22 protein-coding genes are annotated in these 21,501 nt (G+C 69.8%); 14 read left to right on the top strand and 8 right to left on the bottom strand.

Annotated elements, in window-relative coordinates; all coding sequences use genetic code 11:
* The first annotated feature begins 20 nt into the window (after nucleotides 1–20).
* The 6 genes from ACZ4S3_RS21625 to ACZ4S3_RS21650 all read left to right on the top strand — a co-directional run bounded on the left by ACZ4S3_RS21625 (nucleotide 21) and on the right by ACZ4S3_RS21650 (nucleotide 5,919).
* Nucleotides 21–479: an SRPBCC family protein gene (locus ACZ4S3_RS21625; RefSeq protein ID WP_467936562.1), complete on the top strand. Its 459-nt coding sequence runs from the start codon at nucleotides 21–23 to the stop codon at nucleotides 477–479.
* Between the two features lie 42 nt (nucleotides 480–521).
* The gene (locus ACZ4S3_RS21630) at nucleotides 522–1,904 is read left to right on the top strand and encodes an NDP-hexose 2,3-dehydratase family protein (protein WP_467936564.1); all 1,383 of its coding nucleotides are present in this window, start codon (nucleotides 522–524) and stop codon (nucleotides 1,902–1,904) included.
* A 4-nt stretch (nucleotides 1,905–1,908) separates the two neighbouring features.
* Nucleotides 1,909–2,889 carry a Gfo/Idh/MocA family protein gene (locus ACZ4S3_RS21635; RefSeq protein ID WP_467936566.1) on the top strand — a complete coding sequence of 327 codons (981 nt, stop codon included), beginning with the start codon at nucleotides 1,909–1,911 and terminating at the stop codon, nucleotides 2,887–2,889.
* Nucleotides 2,889–3,653, top strand: coding sequence for an NAD-dependent epimerase/dehydratase family protein (locus ACZ4S3_RS21640; protein WP_467936568.1), 765 nt, complete (start codon nucleotides 2,889–2,891; stop codon nucleotides 3,651–3,653). Before ACZ4S3_RS21635 ends, ACZ4S3_RS21640 begins: the two co-directional genes overlap by 1 nt.
* A 294-nt stretch (nucleotides 3,654–3,947) precedes the next feature.
* Entirely contained in the window at nucleotides 3,948–4,607 is a 660-nt protein-coding gene (locus ACZ4S3_RS21645) for a response regulator transcription factor (protein WP_467936570.1), read from the top strand.
* 61 nt (nucleotides 4,608–4,668) lie between these two features.
* A complete protein-coding gene (locus ACZ4S3_RS21650; protein WP_467936572.1) occupies nucleotides 4,669–5,919 on the top strand; it encodes a TrmH family RNA methyltransferase in 1,251 nt (416 codons plus the stop codon).
* Here ACZ4S3_RS21650 and rfbB read toward each other — a convergent pair.
* From rfbB to ACZ4S3_RS21670, 4 genes are read right to left on the bottom strand one after another with little or no spacing between them, the layout of a single operon-like run.
* Nucleotides 5,906–6,946: a dTDP-glucose 4,6-dehydratase gene (gene rfbB / locus ACZ4S3_RS21655; protein ID WP_467936574.1), complete on the bottom strand. Its 1,041-nt coding sequence runs from the start codon at nucleotides 6,944–6,946 to the stop codon at nucleotides 5,906–5,908. The genes ACZ4S3_RS21650 and rfbB overlap by 14 nt on opposite strands.
* The gene (locus ACZ4S3_RS21660) at nucleotides 6,943–8,013 is read right to left on the bottom strand and encodes a glucose-1-phosphate thymidylyltransferase (protein WP_467936576.1); all 1,071 of its coding nucleotides are present in this window, start codon (nucleotides 8,011–8,013) and stop codon (nucleotides 6,943–6,945) included. The genes rfbB and ACZ4S3_RS21660 overlap by 4 nt, the downstream gene beginning before the upstream one ends.
* Nucleotides 8,010–9,056, bottom strand: a complete 1,047-nt coding sequence (locus ACZ4S3_RS21665; protein WP_467936578.1) for a ketoacyl-ACP synthase III family protein — start codon at nucleotides 9,054–9,056, stop codon at nucleotides 8,010–8,012. Before ACZ4S3_RS21665 ends, ACZ4S3_RS21660 begins: the two co-directional genes overlap by 4 nt.
* A gap of 37 nt (nucleotides 9,057–9,093) precedes the next feature.
* Nucleotides 9,094–9,756 carry a class I SAM-dependent methyltransferase gene (locus ACZ4S3_RS21670; RefSeq protein WP_467936580.1) on the bottom strand — a complete coding sequence of 221 codons (663 nt, stop codon included), beginning with the start codon at nucleotides 9,754–9,756 and terminating at the stop codon, nucleotides 9,094–9,096.
* Nucleotides 9,757–9,971: 215 nt separating this feature from the next.
* Here ACZ4S3_RS21670 and ACZ4S3_RS21675 point away from each other — a divergent pair, with 215 nt between their 5' ends.
* Entirely contained in the window at nucleotides 9,972–11,183 is a 1,212-nt protein-coding gene (locus tag ACZ4S3_RS21675; protein WP_467936582.1) for a cytochrome P450, read from the top strand.
* Nucleotides 11,184–11,238: 55 nt separating this feature from the next.
* Here the strand turns inward: ACZ4S3_RS21675 and ACZ4S3_RS21680 are convergent, their stop codons facing one another.
* Complete coding sequence (locus tag ACZ4S3_RS21680) at nucleotides 11,239–12,072, bottom strand: SDR family oxidoreductase (RefSeq protein WP_467936584.1); 834 nt, start codon at nucleotides 12,070–12,072, stop codon at nucleotides 11,239–11,241.
* Between the two features lie 76 nt (nucleotides 12,073–12,148).
* Here ACZ4S3_RS21680 and ACZ4S3_RS21685 point away from each other — a divergent pair, with 76 nt between their 5' ends.
* Genes ACZ4S3_RS21685 through ACZ4S3_RS21695 form a run of 3 tightly spaced genes read left to right on the top strand, consistent with a single transcriptional unit; the run spans nucleotide 12,149 to nucleotide 14,444 of the window.
* Complete coding sequence (locus ACZ4S3_RS21685; RefSeq protein WP_467936586.1) at nucleotides 12,149–12,613, top strand: MarR family winged helix-turn-helix transcriptional regulator; 465 nt, start codon at nucleotides 12,149–12,151, stop codon at nucleotides 12,611–12,613.
* Nucleotides 12,610–13,629 carry an ABC transporter ATP-binding protein gene (locus ACZ4S3_RS21690; RefSeq protein WP_467936588.1) on the top strand — a complete coding sequence of 340 codons (1,020 nt, stop codon included), beginning with the start codon at nucleotides 12,610–12,612 and terminating at the stop codon, nucleotides 13,627–13,629. The genes ACZ4S3_RS21685 and ACZ4S3_RS21690 overlap by 4 nt, the downstream gene beginning before the upstream one ends.
* Nucleotides 13,626–14,444, top strand: coding sequence for an ABC transporter permease (locus ACZ4S3_RS21695; protein WP_467936590.1), 819 nt, complete (start codon nucleotides 13,626–13,628; stop codon nucleotides 14,442–14,444). The genes ACZ4S3_RS21690 and ACZ4S3_RS21695 overlap by 4 nt, the downstream gene beginning before the upstream one ends.
* A 20-nt stretch (nucleotides 14,445–14,464) precedes the next feature.
* Here ACZ4S3_RS21695 and ACZ4S3_RS21700 read toward each other — a convergent pair whose 3' ends face one another.
* The 3 genes from ACZ4S3_RS21700 to ACZ4S3_RS21710 are packed head-to-tail and all read right to left on the bottom strand — an operon-like array spanning nucleotide 14,465 to nucleotide 17,188.
* Entirely contained in the window at nucleotides 14,465–15,775 is a 1,311-nt protein-coding gene (locus ACZ4S3_RS21700) for a glycosyltransferase (protein WP_467936592.1), read from the bottom strand.
* Between the two features lie 29 nt (nucleotides 15,776–15,804).
* Complete coding sequence (locus tag ACZ4S3_RS21705) at nucleotides 15,805–16,725, bottom strand: TIGR03619 family F420-dependent LLM class oxidoreductase (protein WP_467936594.1); 921 nt, start codon at nucleotides 16,723–16,725, stop codon at nucleotides 15,805–15,807.
* A gap of 37 nt (nucleotides 16,726–16,762) precedes the next feature.
* On the bottom strand, nucleotides 16,763–17,188 hold the full coding sequence (locus tag ACZ4S3_RS21710; RefSeq protein WP_467936596.1) for an ester cyclase: 426 nt from the start codon (nucleotides 17,186–17,188) through the stop codon (nucleotides 16,763–16,765).
* A gap of 355 nt (nucleotides 17,189–17,543) precedes the next feature.
* On the opposite strand from ACZ4S3_RS21710, the gene ACZ4S3_RS21715 reads away from it, so the two are divergent.
* The 4 genes from ACZ4S3_RS21715 (at nucleotide 17,544) to ACZ4S3_RS21730 (ending at nucleotide 21,496) form a co-directional block, all read left to right on the top strand.
* Entirely contained in the window at nucleotides 17,544–18,578 is a 1,035-nt protein-coding gene (locus ACZ4S3_RS21715; protein ID WP_467936598.1) for a methyltransferase, read from the top strand.
* Between the two features lie 70 nt (nucleotides 18,579–18,648).
* Nucleotides 18,649–19,314, top strand: a complete 666-nt coding sequence (locus tag ACZ4S3_RS21720; protein WP_467936600.1) for a class I SAM-dependent methyltransferase — start codon at nucleotides 18,649–18,651, stop codon at nucleotides 19,312–19,314.
* A gap of 34 nt (nucleotides 19,315–19,348) precedes the next feature.
* Nucleotides 19,349–20,581 (top strand): cytochrome P450, encoded by a 1,233-nt coding sequence (locus ACZ4S3_RS21725; RefSeq protein WP_467936602.1) that lies wholly within the window; start codon nucleotides 19,349–19,351, stop codon nucleotides 20,579–20,581.
* 63 nt (nucleotides 20,582–20,644) lie between these two features.
* A complete protein-coding gene (locus tag ACZ4S3_RS21730) occupies nucleotides 20,645–21,496 on the top strand; it encodes a class I SAM-dependent methyltransferase (protein ID WP_467936604.1) in 852 nt (283 codons plus the stop codon).
* The last annotated feature ends 5 nt before the right edge of the window (nucleotides 21,497–21,501 follow it).

The raw sequence follows: 21,501 nt of genomic DNA on the forward strand, positions 1-21,501 counted from the left end.
TGAGAGGAAGGCAAGAATCCATGGCCGAGCACATCGACAGCAAGGTCTTCGTCAAGGCGCCCCTGGAGACCCTGTGGACGCTGGCGAACTCGATGGAGAACGACCGCCGGCACTCCTCGGACGGTCACCGTCTGGTGGCCGAGGACGACGAGCGCCGCTCGCAGGTACTCAAAGTGCAGACCCTGCCCGACCGCGAGGGCCGCTCCTGGTCCTATTTCGTCGAGCGGATCATGCGCCCCGAGGACTACACGGTGTACGCACGGCGCTGGGGGAACCCCAATTTCCGGTACGCCCACCTGATCTGGATCTACCGCGAGGAGGCTGACGGTTCCAGCATCCGCTGCGTACAGGATTTCGAGATGACCGACACCTCCACCGTCGACGGCCCGACCATGGCGCGGATCATCCGGCAGGGCACGGAGAAGGCACTGCGGGCGACCGTCGAATTCGTGGAGGAGCAAGCCGCCCTTTCGAAGTGACGCCTGCTCAAGACGCCTTCTCACAGGGAGAGGAGAACGGCCGTGTCGACCCCGGAGCCCCGGAGCCCGCACCCCGCCGGTCCCCCGTCGGCGCTTCCCGGATTCCGCCACTGGCTGGACGAGCGACGGCGCAGGGACACCCACCGGGTCCAGCGGATACCCCTGGACCGGATGACCAAATGGCGGACCGACGCACGAACGGGAAACCTCCAGCACGAAAGCGGCCGCTTCTTCACGGTCGAGGGCCTGGAGGTTTCCCACCGGGACGGCTCGGCCGCCCGGTGGACCCAGCCGGTCATCCACCAGCCGGAGGTTGGCCTCCTGGGCCTGTTGACCCGGCAGTGCGCCGGAGAGCCGTACTTTCTGGTGCAGGCCAAGACGGAGCCGGGCAACTGCAACGGTGTGCAGCTGTCCCCCACGGTGCAGGCCACCCGGAGCAACTTCACCGGAGTGCACGGCGGTTCCGCCGTTCCCTACCTGGACCACTTCCTACGGGCCGGACCGCGCGACGTCCTGGTGGACGTCCTGCAGTCCGAGCACGGGGCGTGGTGCTTCCGCAAGCGCAACCGCAACATGGTCGTCCGTGTCTCCGGGTCCTGCGAGGCGGCCGACGGGTTCCGCTGGCTGTCGCTCGCGGAACTGCACCGCCTCCTCCGGGAGGACGACCTCGTCCAGATGGACACCAGGTCCGTACTGGCATGCCTGCTGTCCTGCGGACTCGCCCCCGTGGGGAGGGGACTTCACACCACCGGCGAGGTCCTGCACCGGATCACCGGGTACCGGGCCGAGGGGGCGGTGCGGTCCCGTCTCATACCGCTTGCCGCGGTGGGCGGTTGGCAGCGCGACGGCTGGTCCCTGTCACCGGCCGCCGGCGCCGGCGGCTTCGATGTCGTCGGGGTGGACGTCACCGCCCCCGGCCGGGAAGTGGCCGCCTGGCACCAGCCCATGGTCGCGCCGCACGGCACCGGGCTGGCCGCGTTCGTCATCCGGCGGATCGACGGGGTGCTCCACGCGCTGGCCAGGATCGGCGTGGAGCCCGGCTCCCCCGATCTTGCGGAACTGAGCCCGACGGTCCAGTGCTTTCCGGTGGAGGACGAGCCGGGTTCGGCGACGGAGACACAACCGCCGTTCCTGCGCGACGTCCTGACCGCCTCGCCCGAGCGGATCCGGTTCGACACCGTGCTGTCCGAGGAAGGGGGGCGGTTCCTGCACGCGAGGACCAGACACCTCGTGGTGGAGGCCGATGAACGGTGGCCGCTCGAGGAACCTGCGGGCTTCGTCTGGGTGACCCTTGCCCAGCTGGGCGAGCTGCTGCGGCACAGCAACTACGTCAATGTGCAAGCGCGCAGTCTGGCGGCCTGTTTGCACAGCCTGACGGTGAACGCGGCGGACGGCACGGTCCGCGGCGGCGCGGGAGGTCAGTGATCGCATGGTTCGGTTCGGAGTGCTCGGCACGGCCGACATCGCCCGGCGGCGTACGGTCCCCGCCGTGATCCGCCACCCCGACTGCTCGGTGACGGTCGTGGCCGGCCGGGACCCACGGAAAGCGGACCGCTTCGCCCAGGAGTGGCGGTGCGCCACCGCGCCGACGTACGAAGCGCTGCTCTCCCGCGATGACGTCGACGCCGTCTACATCCCTCTGCCCACCGGCCTGCATCACCCGTGGGCCGCCGCCGCCCTGCGGGCAGGCAAGCACGTTCTCGTGGAGAAGCCGATGGCCGCCACGGCGGACGAGGCCGCCGATCTGGTCGCCATGGCCCGTGAACGCGATCTGGTGATCCGGGAGAACTTCGCCTTCCTCCACCACCGGCAGCACCGCACCGTGCGCTCGCTGCTCGCCGAGGGCCGGATCGGACAACTGGAGGAATTCCACTCGGCGTTCTGCATCCCTCCGCTCGAGGCGGGGAACATCCGCCATCGCGCCGATCTGGCGGGAGGCGCCCTGCTGGACACCGGTGTGTATCCCCTCCGCGCGGCCCAGATGTTTCTGGGCAATGATCTCGAGCTGATCGGCGCCGTGCTGCGGTATGACTGCACACTGGGCGTGGACATGGGAGGCACGGCCCTGCTGCGGTCCGCGCAGGGCGTGGCGGCGACCCTGACGTTCGGGATCAGACATGCCTACGGCTCCGGCTACCGGCTGTGGGGCAGCGCCGCCCGCGCGGAGCTGTCGCGCGCGTTCACGCCGCCGGAGACGTGGACACCGTCCCTGCGGCTCGCGTCCCCGCCCGAAGCCGAGGAACTGCCGCTGCCGGCGGACGATCAGTTCGTCAACGCCGTGGGCTCCTTCGCCGCGGCGGTGCTGCGGGTGGCGCAGGGGGATGAGCGGGCGGCCTGGGGCGCCGATGCCGTCCGCACGCTGGAGATCGCCGACGCGATCCGGCGGCACGCACGGCGGGAAGTGGTCTGATGCGTATCGTCGGACGGGGGTTCATCGCCCGGCACATGACGGCGGTGGGCGAGCGCCATCCGCAGGTCACCCTGCTCGCCGCCGGAGTCTCCAGCACCCGTGTCACCGATCCGGCCGAGTTCGCCAGGGAGGCCGCACTGGTCCGGGGCGAACTGGCCCGCGCAGCGGACCGCGGAGGCACGGTGGTCTTCCTCTCCACCGCCTCGTCGTCCTTGTACGGCGTGCGCGATGAGCCGGCCCGGGAGGATGCCGAGCCGCGCCCGCTCGACGGGTACGGGCGGCACAAGCTGGCCTTGGAAGAAGAGGTGCGGAGCGCAGGAACCGACTGGCTGATTCTCCGCCTCAGCCACGTGGTCGGTATCGGCCAGCGTGAACACCAGCTGCTCCCCTCGCTGTTGCGGCAGATGCGGTCGGGCAGCGTGTCCCTCCACCTGGGGGCGAGCCGGGATCTCATCGATGTGACGGACGTGCGCACCGCGCTGGACTCCCTGCTACGGCAAATGGTTCGTAATGAGGTCGTCAATATCGCTTCAGGAATTCTGTATCCGATGGAAAAAGTTGTGGCCGATATTGAGTCACGTCTGCGCGTCACCGTCCGCAAAAACCTGGTTCAGGCTCCGCCGTCCGGCACATCGGTCTCCATCGACAAACTCCGGCGGCTGCTCCCCGAGTGGCCGTTCAGCTTCGGGCCCGACTATACGCAGCGACTACTGGACGCCTATACGGAAAGTCACTGGTCCGACACCGGCCGCACTAACAGGTGAACCTTCAATCAGTGTCCGGAAGTTACCCCCCTCGCCACATCCTCCCAGCCATAATTTAATGTTAGTGTTCGATATCGAGAACCAGCGGCGTCAACCACTGCCGCCGCTCTTCAGGTACGGGGGACGAAGACATCTTGCGATCGCGAGGACAGGCGCAGTCGGCATGCACCGCGCGCACCGGGACTGACCGTCCGGAGCCTGTTTTAGGCTCTCCCCGCCACTACTCCCCCGCTTCCTGCTTTCCAAGTTGCATCTTCTCCGTGCTCTTGGCCAGAAGGATATGGGGGATAGTGGATGACTGCCGAGAAAATCGATCCGTCGACGCAAGCTGCTGTCGTGGCAGACGATCACCCCGTGGTACGTCACGGCGTCCGGTCCGTACTTGAGAAATGCGGCCTCGTCGTGACCGCGGAAGCGGCCAATGCCGACGAGCTTCGACAGACGGTGCAACTGTGGCGACCATGCCTGCTGGTGGCAGACCTCAGCCTCCAGGACCGGTGGATCATCACCGAAGTCGCCGACATCTCCTCGTCATTCCCGAACTCCCGGATCCTGGTGCTCACGGAATGCCTGGATTCCACCATCGCCCAGAAAGTGATGCAGGCCGGAGTACACGGCTACATCAGAAAAGGCGCGCCGCTGACGCAGCTCTCGTCCGCGGTCGGCACTGTAATGGCCGGCGGGATGTACCTTGATTCGGCCGTCGGAAAAAGGGTCCTGTCGGGGAAGGAAAAGGGAGTCGTGTCCTCGCTGACCGCACGCGAGCAGAAAGTTCTCGCGCTGATCGGCGCCGGCCTGACGAACATGCAGATCGCCCGACGCATCCACGTCAGCCTCCGCACGGTGGAAGCTCATAGGGCGAGCATCAAAGTGAAGACCGGGTTGCGCGACCGCAGCCAATTGAGCGCTTTCGCTCGTGAGGCAAAACTGGTCAATCTCATGGAAGTGCTGTGACGATCGGCCCACCGAGGGCAAGCGGCGGCTCGTCACACTGCGGATGTGAAAGGATCTCGGTGTGAGCTTTCCCATCATTCAATCAATCAAGGATCCGCGCATCGCAGAAGCGAGAACACTGCTGACCCGGGCCGGTCGCCTCGCCGCGGGACGGTGCCTGCTGGAAGGCGGAAGCCTCATCCAGCAGGCCCTGGTCGGCGGGGCACGGCTGCGGTATGTCATGCGTGCCATCGACGCGACGGACCCCGAGCTCGAGTCCGCACTCACTGCCGCCGGCGTTCCCGTCCACGAGGTGCGCAACGGTCTGCTGCCGAAGGCGGTGGGCGGGTCCAAGCCGGTTTCCTGGGTCGCCCTCGCCGACTTGCCCCCGGAGGTCGCGGCGGACAGCGAGTGCAGCGATTTCGCCCTGGTCTGTGAGGGGATCGCCGACCCCGGCAACCTGGGGACGCTGGTGCGCTCCGCACGAGCACTCGGGGTACGTGACGTGGTCCTGACCGACGATCAGACGGACCTCGGCTCCCGCAGGGTGCTGGACGCGGCCCGGGGTTCGGTGCTGACCAGCCGGATACGCCGGTTCACCACCCCCGCCGCTGCCGTGAAGCAGCTCAAGGCGGCCGGCTATCAAGTCGTCGCCACCAGCCCCCGGGGCACCCATCTGCAGACCATGGCCCCGCTGCGCAATGGACCTGTCGCGCTGGTCATAGGCAATGAGACCGCGGGGGTGAGCGAGGAAACGCTCGACGCCGCCGATCTGATCGTGCAGATTCCCATGGCCGGCGGCGTCGAATCGCTCAACGTCGGCGTGGCAGCCGGTATCAGCATCTATGAATTGCGGGCCAAAATGATCCTCACCATGCTTACGGAGCACATCCGCGGCACGCTCGGCCGCGAGCTGAACGTCACCGCCCGCCTGGTGCGGGCCGCCCTCGACACCGAGTTGCGCAAGATCGGTGACCTCGACAGCCGGCAGATGGTGGCGCTCATGGTCGTGGCCTGCGAACGTTCCACCCCCCTGGCCGAGTTGCGCCGCGACATCGGCGCGGACACCGAGGAATTGACCGAGGTGCTGCGTCCGCTACAGGACCGCGGCTACCTCGTCTCGGAATCGGCCGACGTGGTGTCCATCACCGCGGTCGGTGAGCAGGCGCTGGCGGCGATGTGGTCGTCCCAGGAGCGGGTGGAGGAGGAACTGCTCGCCGGCATGTCCTCCGGTGAACGTGACCAGCTGCGCGACATGCTGCGCCGCGTACAGGCCAACGCGTCCCGGCTCTGCGAGCCCCAGGAGCAGGCCGGCCAGGTCACTGACCGCTGACGGCCAACTCCTCGCACCCGCCTGCTTCTTGGCCGGGTGTGCGTCCGTCCGGGCCGTCGTCCTGTCCCCGGTTTCCACGCTGGATCTCCCGGTGCCAGGCGACGGTCTCGGCGAGCCCCTCCTCGATCCGGCGGCGCGGCCGGAAGCCCAGTTCCGTGCGGATTTTGGCGATGTCGATGGCGTAGCGCCGGTCGTGTCCGGGCCGGTCGGCGACGTGCTCGATCATGTCCGGCGCCGCTTCGCACAGCGCCACCAGGAGCTCGGCGAGCCGGAGGTTGCTCAGGTCGGTTCCGCCGCCCACGTTGTAGCACTGACCGGCGCGGCCACGGGTACGGGCCAGTTCGATGCCCTGGACGTGGTCGTCCAGGTGCAGCCAGTTGCGGACGTGCAGCCCGTCACCGTAGAGGGGGACCTTGCGCCCGGCGAGGAGTTCCGTGACGAAGCGGGGAACCGCCTTCTCCGGGTGCTGCCACGGTCCGTAGGTGTTCGACCCCCTGGTGATGCGTACGTCCAGGCCGTGCGTGCGGTGGTAGGAGAGCGCCAGCAGGTCGGCGGCGGCCTTGGATGCCGCGTAGGGCGATGACGGTGCCAGCGGTGCTTCCTCCGTGCAGGAGGCGGACTCCGTGGATCCGTAGACCTCGTCCGTGGACACCTGGACGAACGTCCGGGTGCCGTGGCGCAGTGCCGCATCGAGCAGGGTGTGGGTCCCCAGCACATTGGTGCGGACGAACGCCTCCGCAGAGCTGATGGAACGGTCGACGTGTGACTCCGCCGCGAAGTGCACGACCTGATGGTGAGTGCGCAGGAGTTCGTCCACCAGCGGTGCGTCACCCACGTCGCCCTGGACGAAGGTGAACCGCGGGTCGTCGCGTACCGGCGCCAGGCGTGCCGGGTCACCCGCGTACGTCAGCTTGTCCAGCACGGTCAGCCGGATCCGGGACGGGTTGCCGGGAGCGAGCAGGGTGCGGACATAGTGCGAGCCGATGAATCCGGCCCCGCCCGTGACGAGGATGTGCTGAGTGGTCATGAGGAGATCTGCACCTTGCTGTGGTCGCCGAGGAAGAGGCGGTGGGCCGCGGGCATCCGGGGCGCCGGTCTGACCTCGACCTCGTGTCCGATGAGGGATCCTTCGATGCGGTGCACCCCCTCCAGCGAGGCGCCCCTGAGCATGATCGAGTATTCGATGCCGCTGCCGACGACACTGCTCTGCTCCGCGAGGCTGGTGTACGGACCGACGTAGGAGTCGATGACCGCGGCGTTCCGGCCGATCACGGCCGGGCCCACGATGCGGGAGCGGCGCACCGTCGCGCCGGCCTCGATGTGCACCCGGCCGACGATCTGGCTCTCGGCGTCGACCGCACCGTCGATGCGCGGCTGAAGGCCCTCCAGGGCAAGGCGGTTGGCCTCCAGGATGTCGAAGATGTTGCCGGTGTCCTTCCAGAAGCCGCGGACCGGCAGCGAGCCGACCGGCCGGCCTTCGTCGATCAGCCACTGGATGGCCCCGGTGATCTCCAGCTCGCCCCGTGCCGACGGGACGATCGAGTCGACCGCCCGGTGAATGGCCGGCGTGAAGGCATAGACGCCGGCGATCGCCTGGTCACTCTTGGGGACGGCCGGTTTCTCCTCCAGCCCGTGGACCCGCCCGGTCCGGTCGTCGACCACGGCCACACCGAAGGCGCTGGGGTCTTCCACGCGCGCGAGCAGCAGCATGGCGTCGGGACGTTGCCGGCGGAAGGCGTCGACGAGTTCGGGGACACCGCCGTCGACGAAGGTGTCGCCGAGGTACATCAGGAAGTCCTGGTCGGCGAGGAAGGCACGGGCCACCAGCACCGCGTGTGCCAGGCCCCCGGGGCGGTCCTGGGGGATGTAGGTGGTCTGCAGCCCGAACCGCGAGCCGTCACCCACCGCCTTGCGGATCTCCCCGGCGGTGTCGCCGACGATGACGCCGACATCCGTGATGCCGGCCGCGGCGATTGCTTCGAGGCCGTAGAAGAGCACCGGTTTGTTGGCCACGGGAACGAGCTGTTTTGCGGAGGTGTGGGTGATCGGCCTCAGGCGTGTGCCCGCGCCGCCCGCCAGGACCAGTGCCTTCATGCCCGCCACTCCCGCGGTGCCCGGACCGTCCCGGTCATTTCGATGACGGCGGCGGTGCAGGTGTAACCGGCTCCGCCGGCGTAGAGCAGTACCCGGTCCCCCGGCGCGAGATTCCCCTCCTCCAGGAGGTGGGCCAGGCCCGCGAACTGGTCCCCCGTACCCAGGTGTCCGGTGCGCCGGCCGAAGTCCCACGTCGTGCGTTCCTCGGGCAGGCCGAGCAGGTGGTGGAGCTCATAACGGCCGTTCCCCCGGTGGGTGGCCGGCAGCACCGCACGGGCGAGGTCGTCCACGGACGTGTCCGCGTCCGCCAGCACACGCTCAGCGGTACGGCGCAGCAGGCTCAGCAGCCGTTCGCCCGAACCGTCGGAGGCGGGCGACGAGGCGTAGTCCTCGGCGCGCTGGAGCAGGGGAACGGGGACCTTGCCGCCGGGTGCTTCGGCGAACGGTTCCTTGCCCCGGCCGGCCGGCTCCAGTGTGTTGTCGGCGAGGGTCACCGTGGCCAGCAGGCGCGCGAACCCCGCGCGGCGCGACAACAGCAGTGCCGTTCCGCCGTCGCCGTAGGCGCACACCTCCTGGGAGTTCCATCGGTCGATGGCGGGAGGGGCGAACCGGTCGCCGGTGGTGAGCAGCGCGGCGGTGCCTGCCGAAGGGCCTGCGGTGAGCCATGCCGCGGCCATCTCCAGGGTGCCGAGACCGGCGTTCGACCGCTGCTGGACGTCGAAGGCGACGGGGTGGGCTCCGACCGCGCCGGCCGCCACGTAACTGGCCGCGGCCCACATGTCCAGGCCCTGGAACCACAGGCTGCTGTGCAGCACCAGGCCGATGTCCTGGGGATCCAGGCCGGATTGGCGTACCGCCGCCCGCCCCGCGCGGACCGCGAGGTCGGCCGCGGCTTCATCGGATGAGACGCGTACCGAGAGATAGTCGAGCTGAGCCCGGCGCTCGGCCGTCAGGCGGCCGGCCGCCACCTCGGACTCCGCGGAGACCGGGGACGCAAGCGCCGTACCGACCGCGGCGACGTACAACTCCTGCTTCCAGCGCATGGGGAGCTCCTGAGCTCTGGGGAACGTGCATCGCTGATCACTCGGCGCGACGGCGCCACAGGCAGTACCAGCCGTAGGGCGTGGCGGCGTCCTTGTCCGGAGCCGCGCTGCCGAGTTCCATGTGCTCCACCTGGAATTGGGCGCCGAAGGCTTCCCACAGGTCGGTGCTGGAGACCCCGAAGGTCCGCACGAAGTGAGTCGCCGCGTCCGCCTCCGGCTGCCCGGGGCGCTGGCTGGAGACGCAGCGCAGGACGTAGAGGCCGCCGGGGCGCAGCACCCGCGCGATGCCCTCCGCGAACCGGGCACGCTCGGGCGCACGCAGGCAGTGGAAGCAGCCCCGGTCGGTCACGACGTCGAACCGGCTCTGCGCAAAGGGGAGTTCCAGGACATCGGCGACGTGCCAGTCAACGGTGTACCCGTAGACCTCGGCGAGGGCGCGGCCGCGCTCGACGGCCTGCGGCGCGATGTCGACGGCGGTCACGTCGAAGCCCGCCCCGGCCAGGTACACCGATTCCGAACCGACGCCGCACCCTATGTCCAGTACGGAGCCGCCCGGCGGGAGGGCGCCGGACCGCACCAGTTCCACGAGTTCCGGAGCGGCCGTGGCCGTTGTCCACTGCTGTTCGGACGGGTCCGTGTTTTCGTAAGCCTGGAAATAGTAGTCACGAATTTCCTGCCCGGAGCTGCTGATGGCGTTCATGTTCCCTGCCTTGGCAATGTGACGGGTCGGCGCTTGCGATTCTTCGGCCGCCGAACAGACCGGGTCAAGCGGTGCCGGCAATTGTTGCGGCAATCCCGCGCAGTGTGTATCGGGTTCCCGCACCACGGTCGCATTCCGGCCGGATGCGCGCGTGCCGGGCCTTAGCCTGCGACACAGGTTCGGACTGTCCCGAAGCCGACGCAAGGGAGCTGACAGTGTCTGAGGCCGAAACGGACGCACCGGAAACGGGCGTGGCATTCCTGCCGACCGGGCGGCGTTGCCCGCTGGATCCACCCGAGGAGTACCGCCGCATCCGCGAGGAGGGTGCGCCGTGCCGGGTGAGACTGCCAGGGGGCCAGGAAGGCCTGCTGGTGACGCGGTACGCCGATGTGCGCGCGGTCCTGGCGGACACGCGGCTCAGTTCGGGTACGCACGGGGTGGCGCCGGCGGACGGCGATGGGCCCGCCTGGATACCTCCCGGCATGTTCATCCTGATGGATCCCCCGGAGCACACCCGCTACCGCCGGCTGCTGAACGAGGGGTTCTCCGCGCGTCGTATCCGGAAGCTGAAGCCGAGGATCGAGCAGATCGTCGAGGACCGCTTGGCGGCGATGGAGGGCCTGGGCGACGGTCCGGTGGATCTGGTCCGCGAGTTCGCGCTGCCGATTCCGTCCCTTGTCGTCTGCGAGCTGCTGGGAGTGCCGTACGAGGACGTCGCCGAATTCCAGCGCACGTCGTCGACGCTGCTGTCGCTGGAGGGCGATGCCGAGGTCGATGCGGCGCGGGACGCGGTGTGCCAATTCATCCACCGGCTCGTGGTCGCCAAGCGCGACCGGCCGGCGGATGACCTCCTCAGCGAGCTGATCACGGCGGACGGGACGCAGCCGCCGCTGACCGACCAGGAACTGGTCGGCATGGGCACGCTGTTGCTGGTGGCCGGGCACGAGAGTACGGCGAGCATGCTGTCGCTCGGTGTGCTGACCCTGCTGGAGCACCCGGAGTGGCTCGCCGCGCTGCGGACCGATCCGGACGGTGCCGAACGCGTCGTTGACGAGCTCCTGCGCTATCTGACGGTGTTTCAGTTCGGCCTGTTCCGCACCGCCCAGGAGGACATGGAGCTGTCGGGCGCGGCGATCCGGAAGGGGGAGACGGTGGTGGCCTCCCTGGCGCCGGCCAACCGCGACGCCGAACGGTTCCCCGACCCGGACGCTTTCGATCCGGCGCGGAGGCGGGGGACGCACCTCGCCTTCGGCCACGGGGTGCATCAGTGCGTCGGCCTGCAGCTCGCCAGGGTCGAACTCGCCGTCGCCCTGCGCGCGCTGGCCCGGCGCTTCCCGAAGCTGGCCCTGGCCGTTCCCACGGACCGGCTGCGGTTCCGCGAGGACGCCGTCGTGTACGGCGTGGAAGAGCTGCCGGTCAGGTGGTGATCCGGGGTGGCGGCGGTTCTCACCGGTGGGCCCGGCGGGAACCGCCGCCACCGGGTCACCGGAAGTCGTCCGCGTGGTCCGCCAGCCAGTCCTCGAAGCTGAGCGCGGGACGACCGGTCAGTTCCCGTACGGCGTTCCCGGCCCGTGCCCACGGAGCCTGACTGTCCCTCAGCGCGGCCAGCGTGGCCGCGGCATCGGGACCGCACCACGCGAAGTACCCCAGCGCCGTCTCCTGCGGCACCTCCTCGAAGCGCAGCGGGCGGCCGAGCGCCTCGCCGATGAGCCGGGTCTGTTCCGCGGCGCTGATCGGGTGGGCGCCGGTGACGCGGAGCACCTGGCCTTCGTGGCCGGGCTCCGTCAGGGCGCGCGCGGCCACCTCGGCAAGGTCTTCCGGGGCGACGGGGGCCGTGACGACGTTGCCGTACAGAGCCCGGACCACACCGTCGGTCCGGATGCCGTCCGCCCACTCCAGGGCATTGGACGCGAAGGCGCCCGCACGCAAGAACGTCCAGGACAGCCGGCTCTCCCGCACTATCCGCTCGCCGGCGGCGTGCCAGCGCCCGATGGTCTCGAGCGGCTCGCCTTCCACGCTCAGCGAGGACAGCAGCACCAGCCGCCGGACGCCGGCCTGTTGGGCCGCGGTGACGAGTCCGGCCACGTGATCGGGCATCCGGGAGGCCCGGGTCGCCACGAAGACGCTGTCCACCCCCCGCAGCGCGGTCTCCAGCGAGTCGGGCACATCCAGGTCCCCCGCGACCGGCTGCACACCGTCGAGGCCCGGCAGCGCCTCCGGTTTCCTGCTCAGCGCGCGGACCGGCACACCGCGCCGCACCAGCATCGGGACCAGCGCCCGGCCGACGTTCCCCGTGGCTCCCACTACCAGGATCATCCGATTTCCTTTCATAGGCTAATCATCAGGTACCCAATTATTTGCACCCTGATCATTGGGTCCCTATGCTTTCACCATGCCACTGCGCGACGAACTCCACGCCGACCTCGAGCAAGCGGCACTGCCGCACCTGGTCTCCCTCGCCGGACACGTGGTCAGCCGCAAATGGGACCGCCTGGCCGGCCGTCAGCACGGGGTCTCCGCCGCCGGGGTGAACGTCCTGCTCGTCCTCACCCGGGGCGAGGCGACGCATCGGGAAATCGCCCGCCGCTGCTGGGTGCACCCGTCGACCCTCACCGGAGTCGTGGACACCCTGGAACGGGACGGGCTCGTCAGCCGTCACCGCTCGGAGCGGGACCGGCGCCAGGTACGGCTGGCACTGACCCCACAGGGCGAGAAGACCATAAGAGCCATCGGCGAGGAGATCCGCGCCGAATTCCCGCCGACCGACGTCGAGCAGGACGAAGCGTCGGTAGCCATCGTGCGGGCCTTTCTGATCGAACTGATCGCGAAGAACTACGGGGAGGAGCAGGGCAGTTGACCCAGGAACTCCGCGTCCCACCACAGACGGCGGCAGCCGCTCCGGCGCGCGCCGCGGTCGAGGTGCGCGACCTGGTGAAGAAGTACCCGAAGCGCACCGTCAACGCGGTCGACGGACTGTCGTTCACCGTGGCGCCTGGAGAGGTGTTCGGCCTGCTCGGCCCGAACGGCGCGGGAAAGAGCACGACGCTGGGCATTCTGACGACTCGCATCGTCCCCACGAGCGGCACGGTGTTCCTCGGTGGCATCGACGTGTCCTCGTCGTCCGTCGAGGCGCGCTGCCGGCTCGGCGTCGTACCGCAGCAGAACAACCTCGACCGCTCGCTCTCCGCCCGGCACAACCTCCTCTTCCACGCGGCGTACCACGGCGTGCCCCGTAAGGAGCGCCTGGCGCGCGCCGATGAGCTGCTGGACGTCTTCGGGCTCGGCGACCGGGCGGAGGACCGCGTCGACGTCTTCTCCGGTGGCATGGTGCAGCGCCTGATGATCGCCCGTGCCCTCATCCACGAACCCGAGGTGCTCTTCCTGGACGAGCCGTCCACCGGGCTCGACCCGCAGGCCCGCCTCTTCGTCTGGGACCGGGTCGGGGAACTGCGCAGCCGGGGCGTGACCGTCGTGCTGACCACGCACGACATGGAGGAAGCCGCGGAACTGTCCGACCGGGTCGCCATCGTGGACCACGGCAGGATCCTCGCCCTGGACACACCCGAGGACCTCGCCCGCAGCCTGGGCGGCCAAGCCGTCCTGGACATCACGGTGAACGTCCCCCAGGACGGCATCCCCGACGGTCTTCTGACCGGCCTCTGTGACCTTGACGGCATGCAGCGCGTCGAGTGCACGGACGCCTCCGCCACCGCCACGGACCTGCGCCTGTACACCACCCAGGACCCTGCCGCGGTGCTCGTCCCGGTGACCCGGATGCTGGCCGACGGCGGAACGCCGCTGTCCGGCGTCCGCGTCGGCAGGCCCACCCTTGAGGACGTCTTCATCCAGCTCACCGGAAGGGGATTGCGATGACCGCCGTGCACCCCGCAGCGGTACCGGCCGGCCGCCGGAGCCCGCGGGCCGGCACGGTCTTCCTGGCCGTGCTCAGCCGCGATGTGTTCGTCACCACCCGCCGGGAACTGGGTGTGTTCCTCTGCCAGGTCACGGTGCAACCGCTGTTCATGCTGTTCGTGTTCGTCAAGGTCCTCGGCGGCATGAGCTACGTCGGCAAGGACTTCGGCGATGTGCTGCTGCCCGGGGTCATCTCCCTGACGGGCTTCGTCGCCGCCTTCCAGACCGTTGCCCTCCCGCTCATCATGGAGTTCGGCTACACGAAGGAGATCGAGGACCGGCTGCTGGCGCCCATCCCGCTCCGCCTGCTGGCGGTGGAGAAGATGGTGATGGCAACGCTCCGTGCCGTGTTCGCCGCTCTCCTCATGTACCCGCTCAGCGCGCTGGTCGCCGGCTCCGCGCCCTGGCGGGCGGTCGGCCTGCCCTGGATGCTGCTCTGCCTCGTGCTCGGCGGCTGGGCAGGCGGAGCCATCGGCCTGATCCTGGGCACCGCGCTCCCACCACAGCGGGTGAACATCATGTTCGCGCTGATCCTCACGCCGCTCATGTTCACCGGGGGGATCCAGTACCCATGGCCGTCGCTGGACGGCATGCGGTGGTTCCAGGTGGTGACGGCGCTCAACCCCATGACCTACCAGAGCGAAGGACTGCGCGCCGCTCTCGTACCGTCCGTCGACCACATCCCGCTCGGGGTGAGCCTGGGGGTTCTGCTGGTCATGGACATCGCCCTGGCGGCCCTGGGAATCCGGGGGTTCCGCCGGCGCGCCCTGGGCTGAGAGCGGCGGCGCGGCCCGCATCACCGTGCGGGGCGCAGGCTGCCGGGCGCCGGGTGGCCGGCGTCCGGCGCCAGGCCGGCGAGTTGCGCCACGAGCGCTTCGGGCGGCGGGAGGGCGTCGTTGCGCTGCCGGAGCCTGAGCGCGGCGGCGCGGTAGGACGCCTGCGAGAGCAACGTCTCCAGCGCCGGGCGCACGGAGTCCACGGTGGCGGCGTGGTTCGCAACGGCGACCGCGGTACCGGCCGCGACGAGGCGCTCCGCGATCAGCGGCTGGTCGAAGCCGCACGGCAGGCACAACTGGGGAACGCCGGCGGCCATCGCGGTCATCGCGCTGCCGCCACCCGCGTAATGGACCACGGCGTCACAGCCGTCGAGGACGCGATGCAGCGGAGCATCCACCAACGGCCGTGCGGACGGCGGCAGTTCGCCGCAATGTGCCAACTCCTGCCGGCCGATGAGCAGCAGTACCTCCACCCCGAGTGCGTCCGCCGCCCGCAGCACGGCCGGCACCCGCAGGGAGTCCGGACCGAAGGCGCGGTACGCCGAACGTCCCCACACCACGCAGATACGCGGCCGGGCCGACCGGGCCGGCAGGTCATCCGCGTCCCCCGGCCCGTTGTACGGCGTGTACCGGGCCGGAAGCCGGAGGACGCCGGGCGCAGCGGCCTGGGCGAGCGGCTCGGGGCAGGGGTCGATGACGATGCCGGCCCGGCGTGCCGAGTCGCCGACGGCGCCGCCGGGTCCGTGCAGGCCGTGCCGGGCGAACGCCCCGCTCAGGTCCAGCGGAAGGAAGTCGCGGCTGCGGCGCTCCGGCGCACAGCCGATCGGGCCCCACCGGTCCTCGGGGCCGATGGGGCCCCACAGGTGCATGACGGCGGGCACACCTGTGAGGCGCGCGGCGAACGGCCCCTCCGCGCTCAGCAGATCATGGACGACCACGTCCGGGACCCAGTCCCGGACGAAGGCCGCCGTCGCGTCGGTACTGGCCCGGTGCAGCTCGGTCAGGGCGGGCTCGGTCTCGCCCCACCACTGGGCGAAGTCGAACCGCTCGGGATCCGCAAGGGGTTCCCCGGTGTCGGGGTGCAGCGGCGGCGACGCGTACGGCCAGGCACCTTCGAACGCGCTGAGGAGGTTGCCCATGCGGGCCTTGACGAGCATGTCCATCGAGGAGAGGACGGGGACGGCCCGCAGACCCGCTCGGGCGACCGCGGCCGACTGCGACGCGTCGCACAGGACCCGGACGCGGTGCCCGGACCGCTCCAAGGCCCGCCCCAGCGGGACCATGGGATCGTAGTGTCCCGGCCAGGCCGAGACGGCGAAGAGTACACGCACGGTGGTGTTCTCCCCGCCGCCCCGGCGAGTCAGTCGGCGCGCAGCCGTTCGAGCAGACGTCCGGCCACGTCCAGGAACTCCTCGGGCGACGTCACGGTCATCTGCAGGTCGATGAGGACCTCATCCGCGCCCGCCTCGGCGCCGGCGCGCAGATATGCGGCCACGGACTCCACGGTGTTCCCGGCCGGATGGCGCGGGGCGGAGGCGGGCCCGAGCACCGGGTTGGTCCGCAGGACCATCCGCAGGGCGTCGGGATCACGGCCGGCCCCGGCGGCGGCCCGCCGCACCGCGGACCACATGTGTCCCAGCACCGGAACGGGCAGATCCGCCGGCAGCCAGCCGTCGGCCCGCCGCCCCGCGCGCGCCAGCGCCGACGGGTGGAAGGCCGCCAGATAGACGGGCGGGCGGGGACGCTGCTCCGGCCCCAGCTCGACGTGGGACGGCGGGACGCTCCACAGCCGGCCCGTGTGCTGCGCCGGACCGTCCTCGGTCCAGAGCGCATCCAGGACATCGAGGACCTCCTCGACCCGCTCGCCCCGGCCCTCGTAGGGAACTCCGATGGCCTGGTACTCATCCCGCGACCAGCCCAGACCCAGCCCGACATCGAGCCGTCCGCGGCTGAGCCGGTCCAACGAGGACAGTGTCCGTGCGAGCAGAACAGGCGGATACCAGGGCGCGACAAGGACGTTGGTGCCCAGGCGGACGCGCTCGGTGACCGCCGCCACGGCTCCAAGGACACTGACCGGGTCGAGGAAGGCCCGGTACTCCCGCGGTATGGGCCCGGGGCCCTCGGGAGTCGAGTACAGACTCCGCGGTTCGACCGGGACCAACGCCCGGTCGCCCACCCAGAGGCTGTCGAATCCGGCCCGCTCGGCGGAACGCGCCAGTCGCGTCAGGTGGCGGGCATCGGCGAACGGTCCGTACTGCGGCAGCGCCAGGCCTATGCGCATCGCTGCGTACTCCTTCCGGAGGTGGGAATCTTCGGGCTCAGGGCTGCAGGCCGAGCTGCTGCATCAGGCTCAGCCGGTCGAAGACCGCACTCCAGCTCACGATCCGCCCGTCTCGGACCTCGACCTTGTCCACGGCCCGCCAGCGCAGCTTCTTGCCCGTCGGCTCGATCCGCTGCCCGTTGGGGTGGACCAGCGCACCGCTGTGGGTCCCGGCGAAGAAGAGCTCCACGGCGATGGCGGAGCCGTCGGCGGATTCCACCTCGGAGACCACCTCCCGGCGGAGGTCGGGATAGGCGGCAAGGTGCCTGGTGAGCACGCCCTTCGCATAGTCGCTGCCGGTACCTTCGGTGGTGGAGGTACGGAACACCGCGTCGGATGCGAAGAGTTCGTCCAGCTGGTCGAGGCTCCCCGCCTCCACCGCTGTCCAGACCGCGTCCCACAGTTTCTTCGCGGTGGTGACCATCGATATCACTCTCCTATTGCGCTGTTGTTCCCTTCGCCACAGCATGAAATTGCCGGAACGCATACCGGCGGCAGCGGGTTGTACCGCGCTCACGTGCGGGTTATCCGCAACGGCACGGCGGTTCCACGTCAGATTGCCGCCGAGGTGATTCGTAGCGGCGCAGAAGCAATTGACAGTGCTCGACGGGGAATTGCACAGTACCAATGCGCACAGCGCCATTGCACTGCCAATGCGCGCACCGCCGAACCGCTCGGCGGCAATGCACTCGACGCAAATGCGCACAGCACCGGATGCGATGAAGCCGGGAAATTATTCGCACCGCCCAACCATTCTTCGCCGACCTCGGAGGTCTGCCATGTCCACAAGCTCCGCGAGCACGGCCACGGTGGGGAAGGACCCGCTCCCCGTCCTCGAACTGGCGATGGCTTTCTACGGCTCCCGCGCCTTGATGAGCGCGCTCGAACTGGGGGTCTTCACCGCGCTGGCGGAGGGTGCCGCGGAGCGTACCGTCCTGGAGGAGAAGCTGGGGCTGCACTCCCGCACCTCGCGGGACTTCCTCGACTCCCTGGTGGCACTGGGACTGCTGACCCGTGAGGGTGGCGAGTACGCCAACTCGGCTCTCGCCCAGCGGTTCCTGGTGCGCGGTACGGACGCCTACGTCGGAGGCTTCGCCGAGATGGGCAGCGCCTCGCTGTACCCGCTGTGGGGCAAGCTGACCGACACCCTGCGCACCGGCGACCCGCAGATCCCGGAGGACAGCAACTTCTTCGAGGGCCTGTACCGGCGCCCGGACGCCGCCCGGAAGTTCATGGACGCCATGGACGCCTTCAACGCCGACATCGCCGCCACGCTGGACGAACTGGCCGACTGGGAGTCCTACGCCACCCTGACCGATGTCGGGGGCGCCCGGGGTGACCTGGCCGCACGGCTGGTGACCGCGCATCCGCAGCTCTCCGCGGTCTGCATGGACCTGCCCGGCGTACGCGCCCTCTTCGATGAGCGGGTGCGGGAGGCAGGCGTGGCGGACCGGGTCACCTTCCACAATGCCGACTTCGTCTCCGACGCGCTGCCGGCGTCGGACGCCTACATCTTCGGCCACATCCTTCACGGCCGGGACCTCGACCAGCGACGCGACCTCGTCGCCAGGGCCTATGCCGGACTCAACCCGGGCGGCAGCCTGTTCATCTACGACCGCATGATCGACGACAACCGGGACACCAAGGTCCTCAGCCTGCTGGGCAGCCTGGGAATGGCCCTGGTGTCGCGCATCGGCAGCGAGTACACGCCGTCCGACTGCCGGTCGTGGCTGGAGGACGCCGGATTCGAGGTCGTCGACGTCCGGCCGCTCGCCGTCACGGACACCATCATCGTTGCCCGTAAGCCCGCCTGACCCGTAAGCCCGCCTGACCCGCAGGCCACGACGACCGGACGGTCCCGCCCCCCGAAGAAGAAGGACGGTCATGATGGACGACGACGCCGAGGTGATGGCAGGCCAGGAGGTCTACTCGGAACGGGTCTTGAAGTTCTATGACCTTCTGGTGCTCCGTCTCACCAGCAGCTTCGTGTGGCGGTGTCCTCCGGGTGTCATGGCCCGCCTGCACGAGCGGAATCTGGGCGAGCGCCACCTCGAGCTGGGTGTCGGTACGGGGTACTTTCTCGATCGGGGACGGTTCCCCGTACCGCGGCCCGCCATCGACCTGGTGGACCTCAATCCGGATGCGCTGGCCCACGCCGCACGCCGGCTGGCCCGCTACGACCCCGGGGTGCACCGCGCGAACGTCCTCGAGCCGCTGCCGGTGCCGGACGGGACGTTCGACTCCGTCGGCATGAACCTGCTGCTGCACTGTCTCCCCGGAGGCAGTCTGCGGGCCAAGGAGCCCGTGGTGAAGAACGCGGTGACCGCCGCCCGCAAAGGCGGCCGGGTCTTCGGCAGCACGATCCTGGCCGAGGGTGTCGAGGTGAATCCGGCCGCGCGGGCGATGCTGCGCAACCACAACGAGCGGGGCATTCTCCAGAACGCCGGTGACAGCCTCGCGGATCTCCAGTGGGTACTGAACGAGCACCTCACCGATGTCGTGATCCGCGTCCGGGGCTGCATAGCGCTGTTCGAAGCCACCGCGGGCTGAAGGCCGGACGCCACCCGAGAGGAACCTCCACCACATGACCGACCACGACGAGGTGACGGTCGCCGCCGCAGACGCGGCGCGGCCGGCAGTGCGGCGCTTCCCCTTCGACGTGCCACCGCAGTCGGCGGCCCCGGCACCGGATACGTATGCCGACCTGCGGGAGAACGATCCGGTGCACCGGGTCGAGCTGCCGTACGGCGGTCAGGCCTGGCTGGTGACCCGGTACGCGGACGTCAGAACCGTGCTGGCCGACCCGCGCTTCAGCCGCACCGCGGCCTCGCGGCCGGACGCTCCCCGCTTCGAGCCCGTACCACCGCCTCCCGTCGGGGTGTTCGTCTCCGATCCCCCGGAGCACACCCGGCTCCGTTCCCTGGTGGCCACGGCCTTCACCCGTCGCCGGGTCGAAGCCATGCGACCCGGTGTCCGGGCGTCCGTACAGGCGCTGATCACACGGATGAAGGAGGCCGGTCCGCCCACCGATCTCGTGACGGACTTCGCTCTTCCGCTGCCGGTCGCGGTGATCTGCGACCTGTTCGGTGTACCCGAGGACGACAGGACGCACTTCCGGCAGTGGTGCGACGCGCTGCTGTCGACGACGTCCATGACCGAGGAGCAGATCCACTCCTCGCGCGGCCAACTCTTCGGCTATCTCTCCTCGTTGGTGGCGCAGCGGCGCCGGGACCCCGCCGACGACCTGCTCAGCGGGCTCGTCAAGGCCCAGGTGGAGGACGATCGCCTCACGGAGGAGGAACTGGTCGTCTTCTCCGGTGGGCTCCTGGTGGCCGGCTACGAGACGAGCGCGAGCCAGCTCGCCAACTTCACCTGCCTGCTGCTGCGCGACCCCGAGCGCTGGGCGAGGCTGAGCGCGGGAGCGGAGCAGGTGGAGACGGTGGTCGAGGAGCTGCTGCGCTATGTGCCGTCGCTGGACATCGGGGGGTTCACCCGGGTCGCGACGGAAGACGTCGAACTGAGCGGTGTCCTGGTGCGGGCCGGCGAGACGGTCGTGCCCGTACTCGGCTCCGCCAACCGCGACGCCGCCGTCTTCGCCGAGCCGCACCGTCTCGACCTGACGCGTGCGACCAACCCTCATATCGCCTTCGGATACGGACCGCACCGCTGTATCGGTGCGCAACTCGCCCGGGTCGAGTTGCAGGAGGCGTTCACCGCGCTGCCCCGCGCCTTCCCGGAACTGCGTATCCATGCGGAACCCCGCTGGAAGACGGGGACGATCATGCACGGGCTGGCCTCGCTCCCCGTGTCCTGGTGAACCGCTCTCGAACCCGACGCCGCCGCCACCTACCACGGCCCAACAGGCCAGGAGGAACAGAACATGATCGCCCGTAAGGCACTTCCGGCACCGTACGCCGACTTCAACAAGAGCACCGGCGCCCCCGGCCGGCACATGTCCCAGGACGGCCTCACGCCCCAGCAGCGGCTGGCGGCCCCCGACCCCCGGACGTTCGGCCTCTTCGGCTTCCAGGTTCCCAGCGACACCCGCACCTTCGAGTACCCGTTCGCCGCCACCCGCATCGACGCGGGGCAGGGGCTGCGGGTCCTGGACGTCGGGGGAGGTCTGTCCGGTCTCCAGTTCCTGCTGGCCCAGCGCGGCTGCAAGGTGACCACCGTTGACCCGGCGGCGCGTCAGTCGCCCCGCGCGGAGGACGCCGGAGAGGCGGGAGCCCGGTTCTCCCCGGGGTACTGGATGGCGCTGGAGCCGGCCGATCACGCGCGGATCAACGAACTGTTCGGCACCGACGTGGAGCTCGTCGCCGACGAGATCCAGCACTGGGACGGGCCCTCCGGCGTCTTCGACCGGGTGGTGTGTCTGTCCGTGCTGGAACACGTCGGTCCGGCCGAGGCGCGCGAGATGGTCACGTCGATGGTCGAGCGTCTCGCCCCCGGTGGCCTGCTGCTGCTGACGGTGGACCTCTTCCTCGACCTGGAACCGTTCGGCGTACTGAAGGAGAACGTCTGGGGACGCAGCCACGACGTCCACCAGCTGCTCGCCGGGCTCCCCCTCACGCTGAAGGAAGGGGACCGGCGGGAGCTGCTGGGCTTCCCGGAGTTCGACCGGGAGAGGGTCGTGCGCCTGCTGCCGGAGCTCCTGGTGGGCCGGCACTACCCGGTCATGACGCAGGCACTCGTCCTGGAGAAGACCTCCGCGGGCGTCGCCTTCTCCTGAAGAAA

The organism is Streptomyces sp. NPDC028368 (assembly GCF_055565615.1).

Excerpts from the sequence above, each read along its gene's own strand:
- ACZ4S3_RS21625 (WP_467936562.1), top strand. The coding sequence starts at position 21 with ATGGCCGAGCACATCGACAGCAAGGTCTTCGTCAAGGCGCCCCTGGAG.
- ACZ4S3_RS21635 (WP_467936566.1), top strand. The coding sequence starts at position 1,909 with ATGGTTCGGTTCGGAGTGCTCGGCACGGCCGACATCGCCCGGCGGCGT.
- ACZ4S3_RS21640 (WP_467936568.1), top strand. The coding sequence starts at position 2,889 with ATGCGTATCGTCGGACGGGGGTTCATCGCCCGGCACATGACGGCGGTG.
- ACZ4S3_RS21645 (WP_467936570.1), top strand. The coding sequence starts at position 3,948 with ATGACTGCCGAGAAAATCGATCCGTCGACGCAAGCTGCTGTCGTGGCA.
- rfbB (WP_467936574.1), bottom strand. The coding sequence starts at position 6,946 with ATGACCACTCAGCACATCCTCGTCACGGGCGGGGCCGGATTCATCGGC.
- ACZ4S3_RS21660 (WP_467936576.1), bottom strand. The coding sequence starts at position 8,013 with ATGAAGGCACTGGTCCTGGCGGGCGGCGCGGGCACACGCCTGAGGCCG.
- ACZ4S3_RS21665 (WP_467936578.1), bottom strand. The coding sequence starts at position 9,056 with ATGCGCTGGAAGCAGGAGTTGTACGTCGCCGCGGTCGGTACGGCGCTT.
- ACZ4S3_RS21670 (WP_467936580.1), bottom strand. The coding sequence starts at position 9,756 with ATGAACGCCATCAGCAGCTCCGGGCAGGAAATTCGTGACTACTATTTC.
- ACZ4S3_RS21680 (WP_467936584.1), bottom strand. The coding sequence starts at position 12,072 with ATGATCCTGGTAGTGGGAGCCACGGGGAACGTCGGCCGGGCGCTGGTC.
- ACZ4S3_RS21685 (WP_467936586.1), top strand. The coding sequence starts at position 12,149 with ATGCCACTGCGCGACGAACTCCACGCCGACCTCGAGCAAGCGGCACTG.
- ACZ4S3_RS21695 (WP_467936590.1), top strand. The coding sequence starts at position 13,626 with ATGACCGCCGTGCACCCCGCAGCGGTACCGGCCGGCCGCCGGAGCCCG.
- ACZ4S3_RS21705 (WP_467936594.1), bottom strand. The coding sequence starts at position 16,725 with ATGCGCATAGGCCTGGCGCTGCCGCAGTACGGACCGTTCGCCGATGCC.
- ACZ4S3_RS21710 (WP_467936596.1), bottom strand. The coding sequence starts at position 17,188 with ATGGTCACCACCGCGAAGAAACTGTGGGACGCGGTCTGGACAGCGGTG.
- ACZ4S3_RS21715 (WP_467936598.1), top strand. The coding sequence starts at position 17,544 with ATGTCCACAAGCTCCGCGAGCACGGCCACGGTGGGGAAGGACCCGCTC.
- ACZ4S3_RS21720 (WP_467936600.1), top strand. The coding sequence starts at position 18,649 with ATGATGGACGACGACGCCGAGGTGATGGCAGGCCAGGAGGTCTACTCG.
- ACZ4S3_RS21725 (WP_467936602.1), top strand. The coding sequence starts at position 19,349 with ATGACCGACCACGACGAGGTGACGGTCGCCGCCGCAGACGCGGCGCGG.
- ACZ4S3_RS21730 (WP_467936604.1), top strand. The coding sequence starts at position 20,645 with ATGATCGCCCGTAAGGCACTTCCGGCACCGTACGCCGACTTCAACAAG.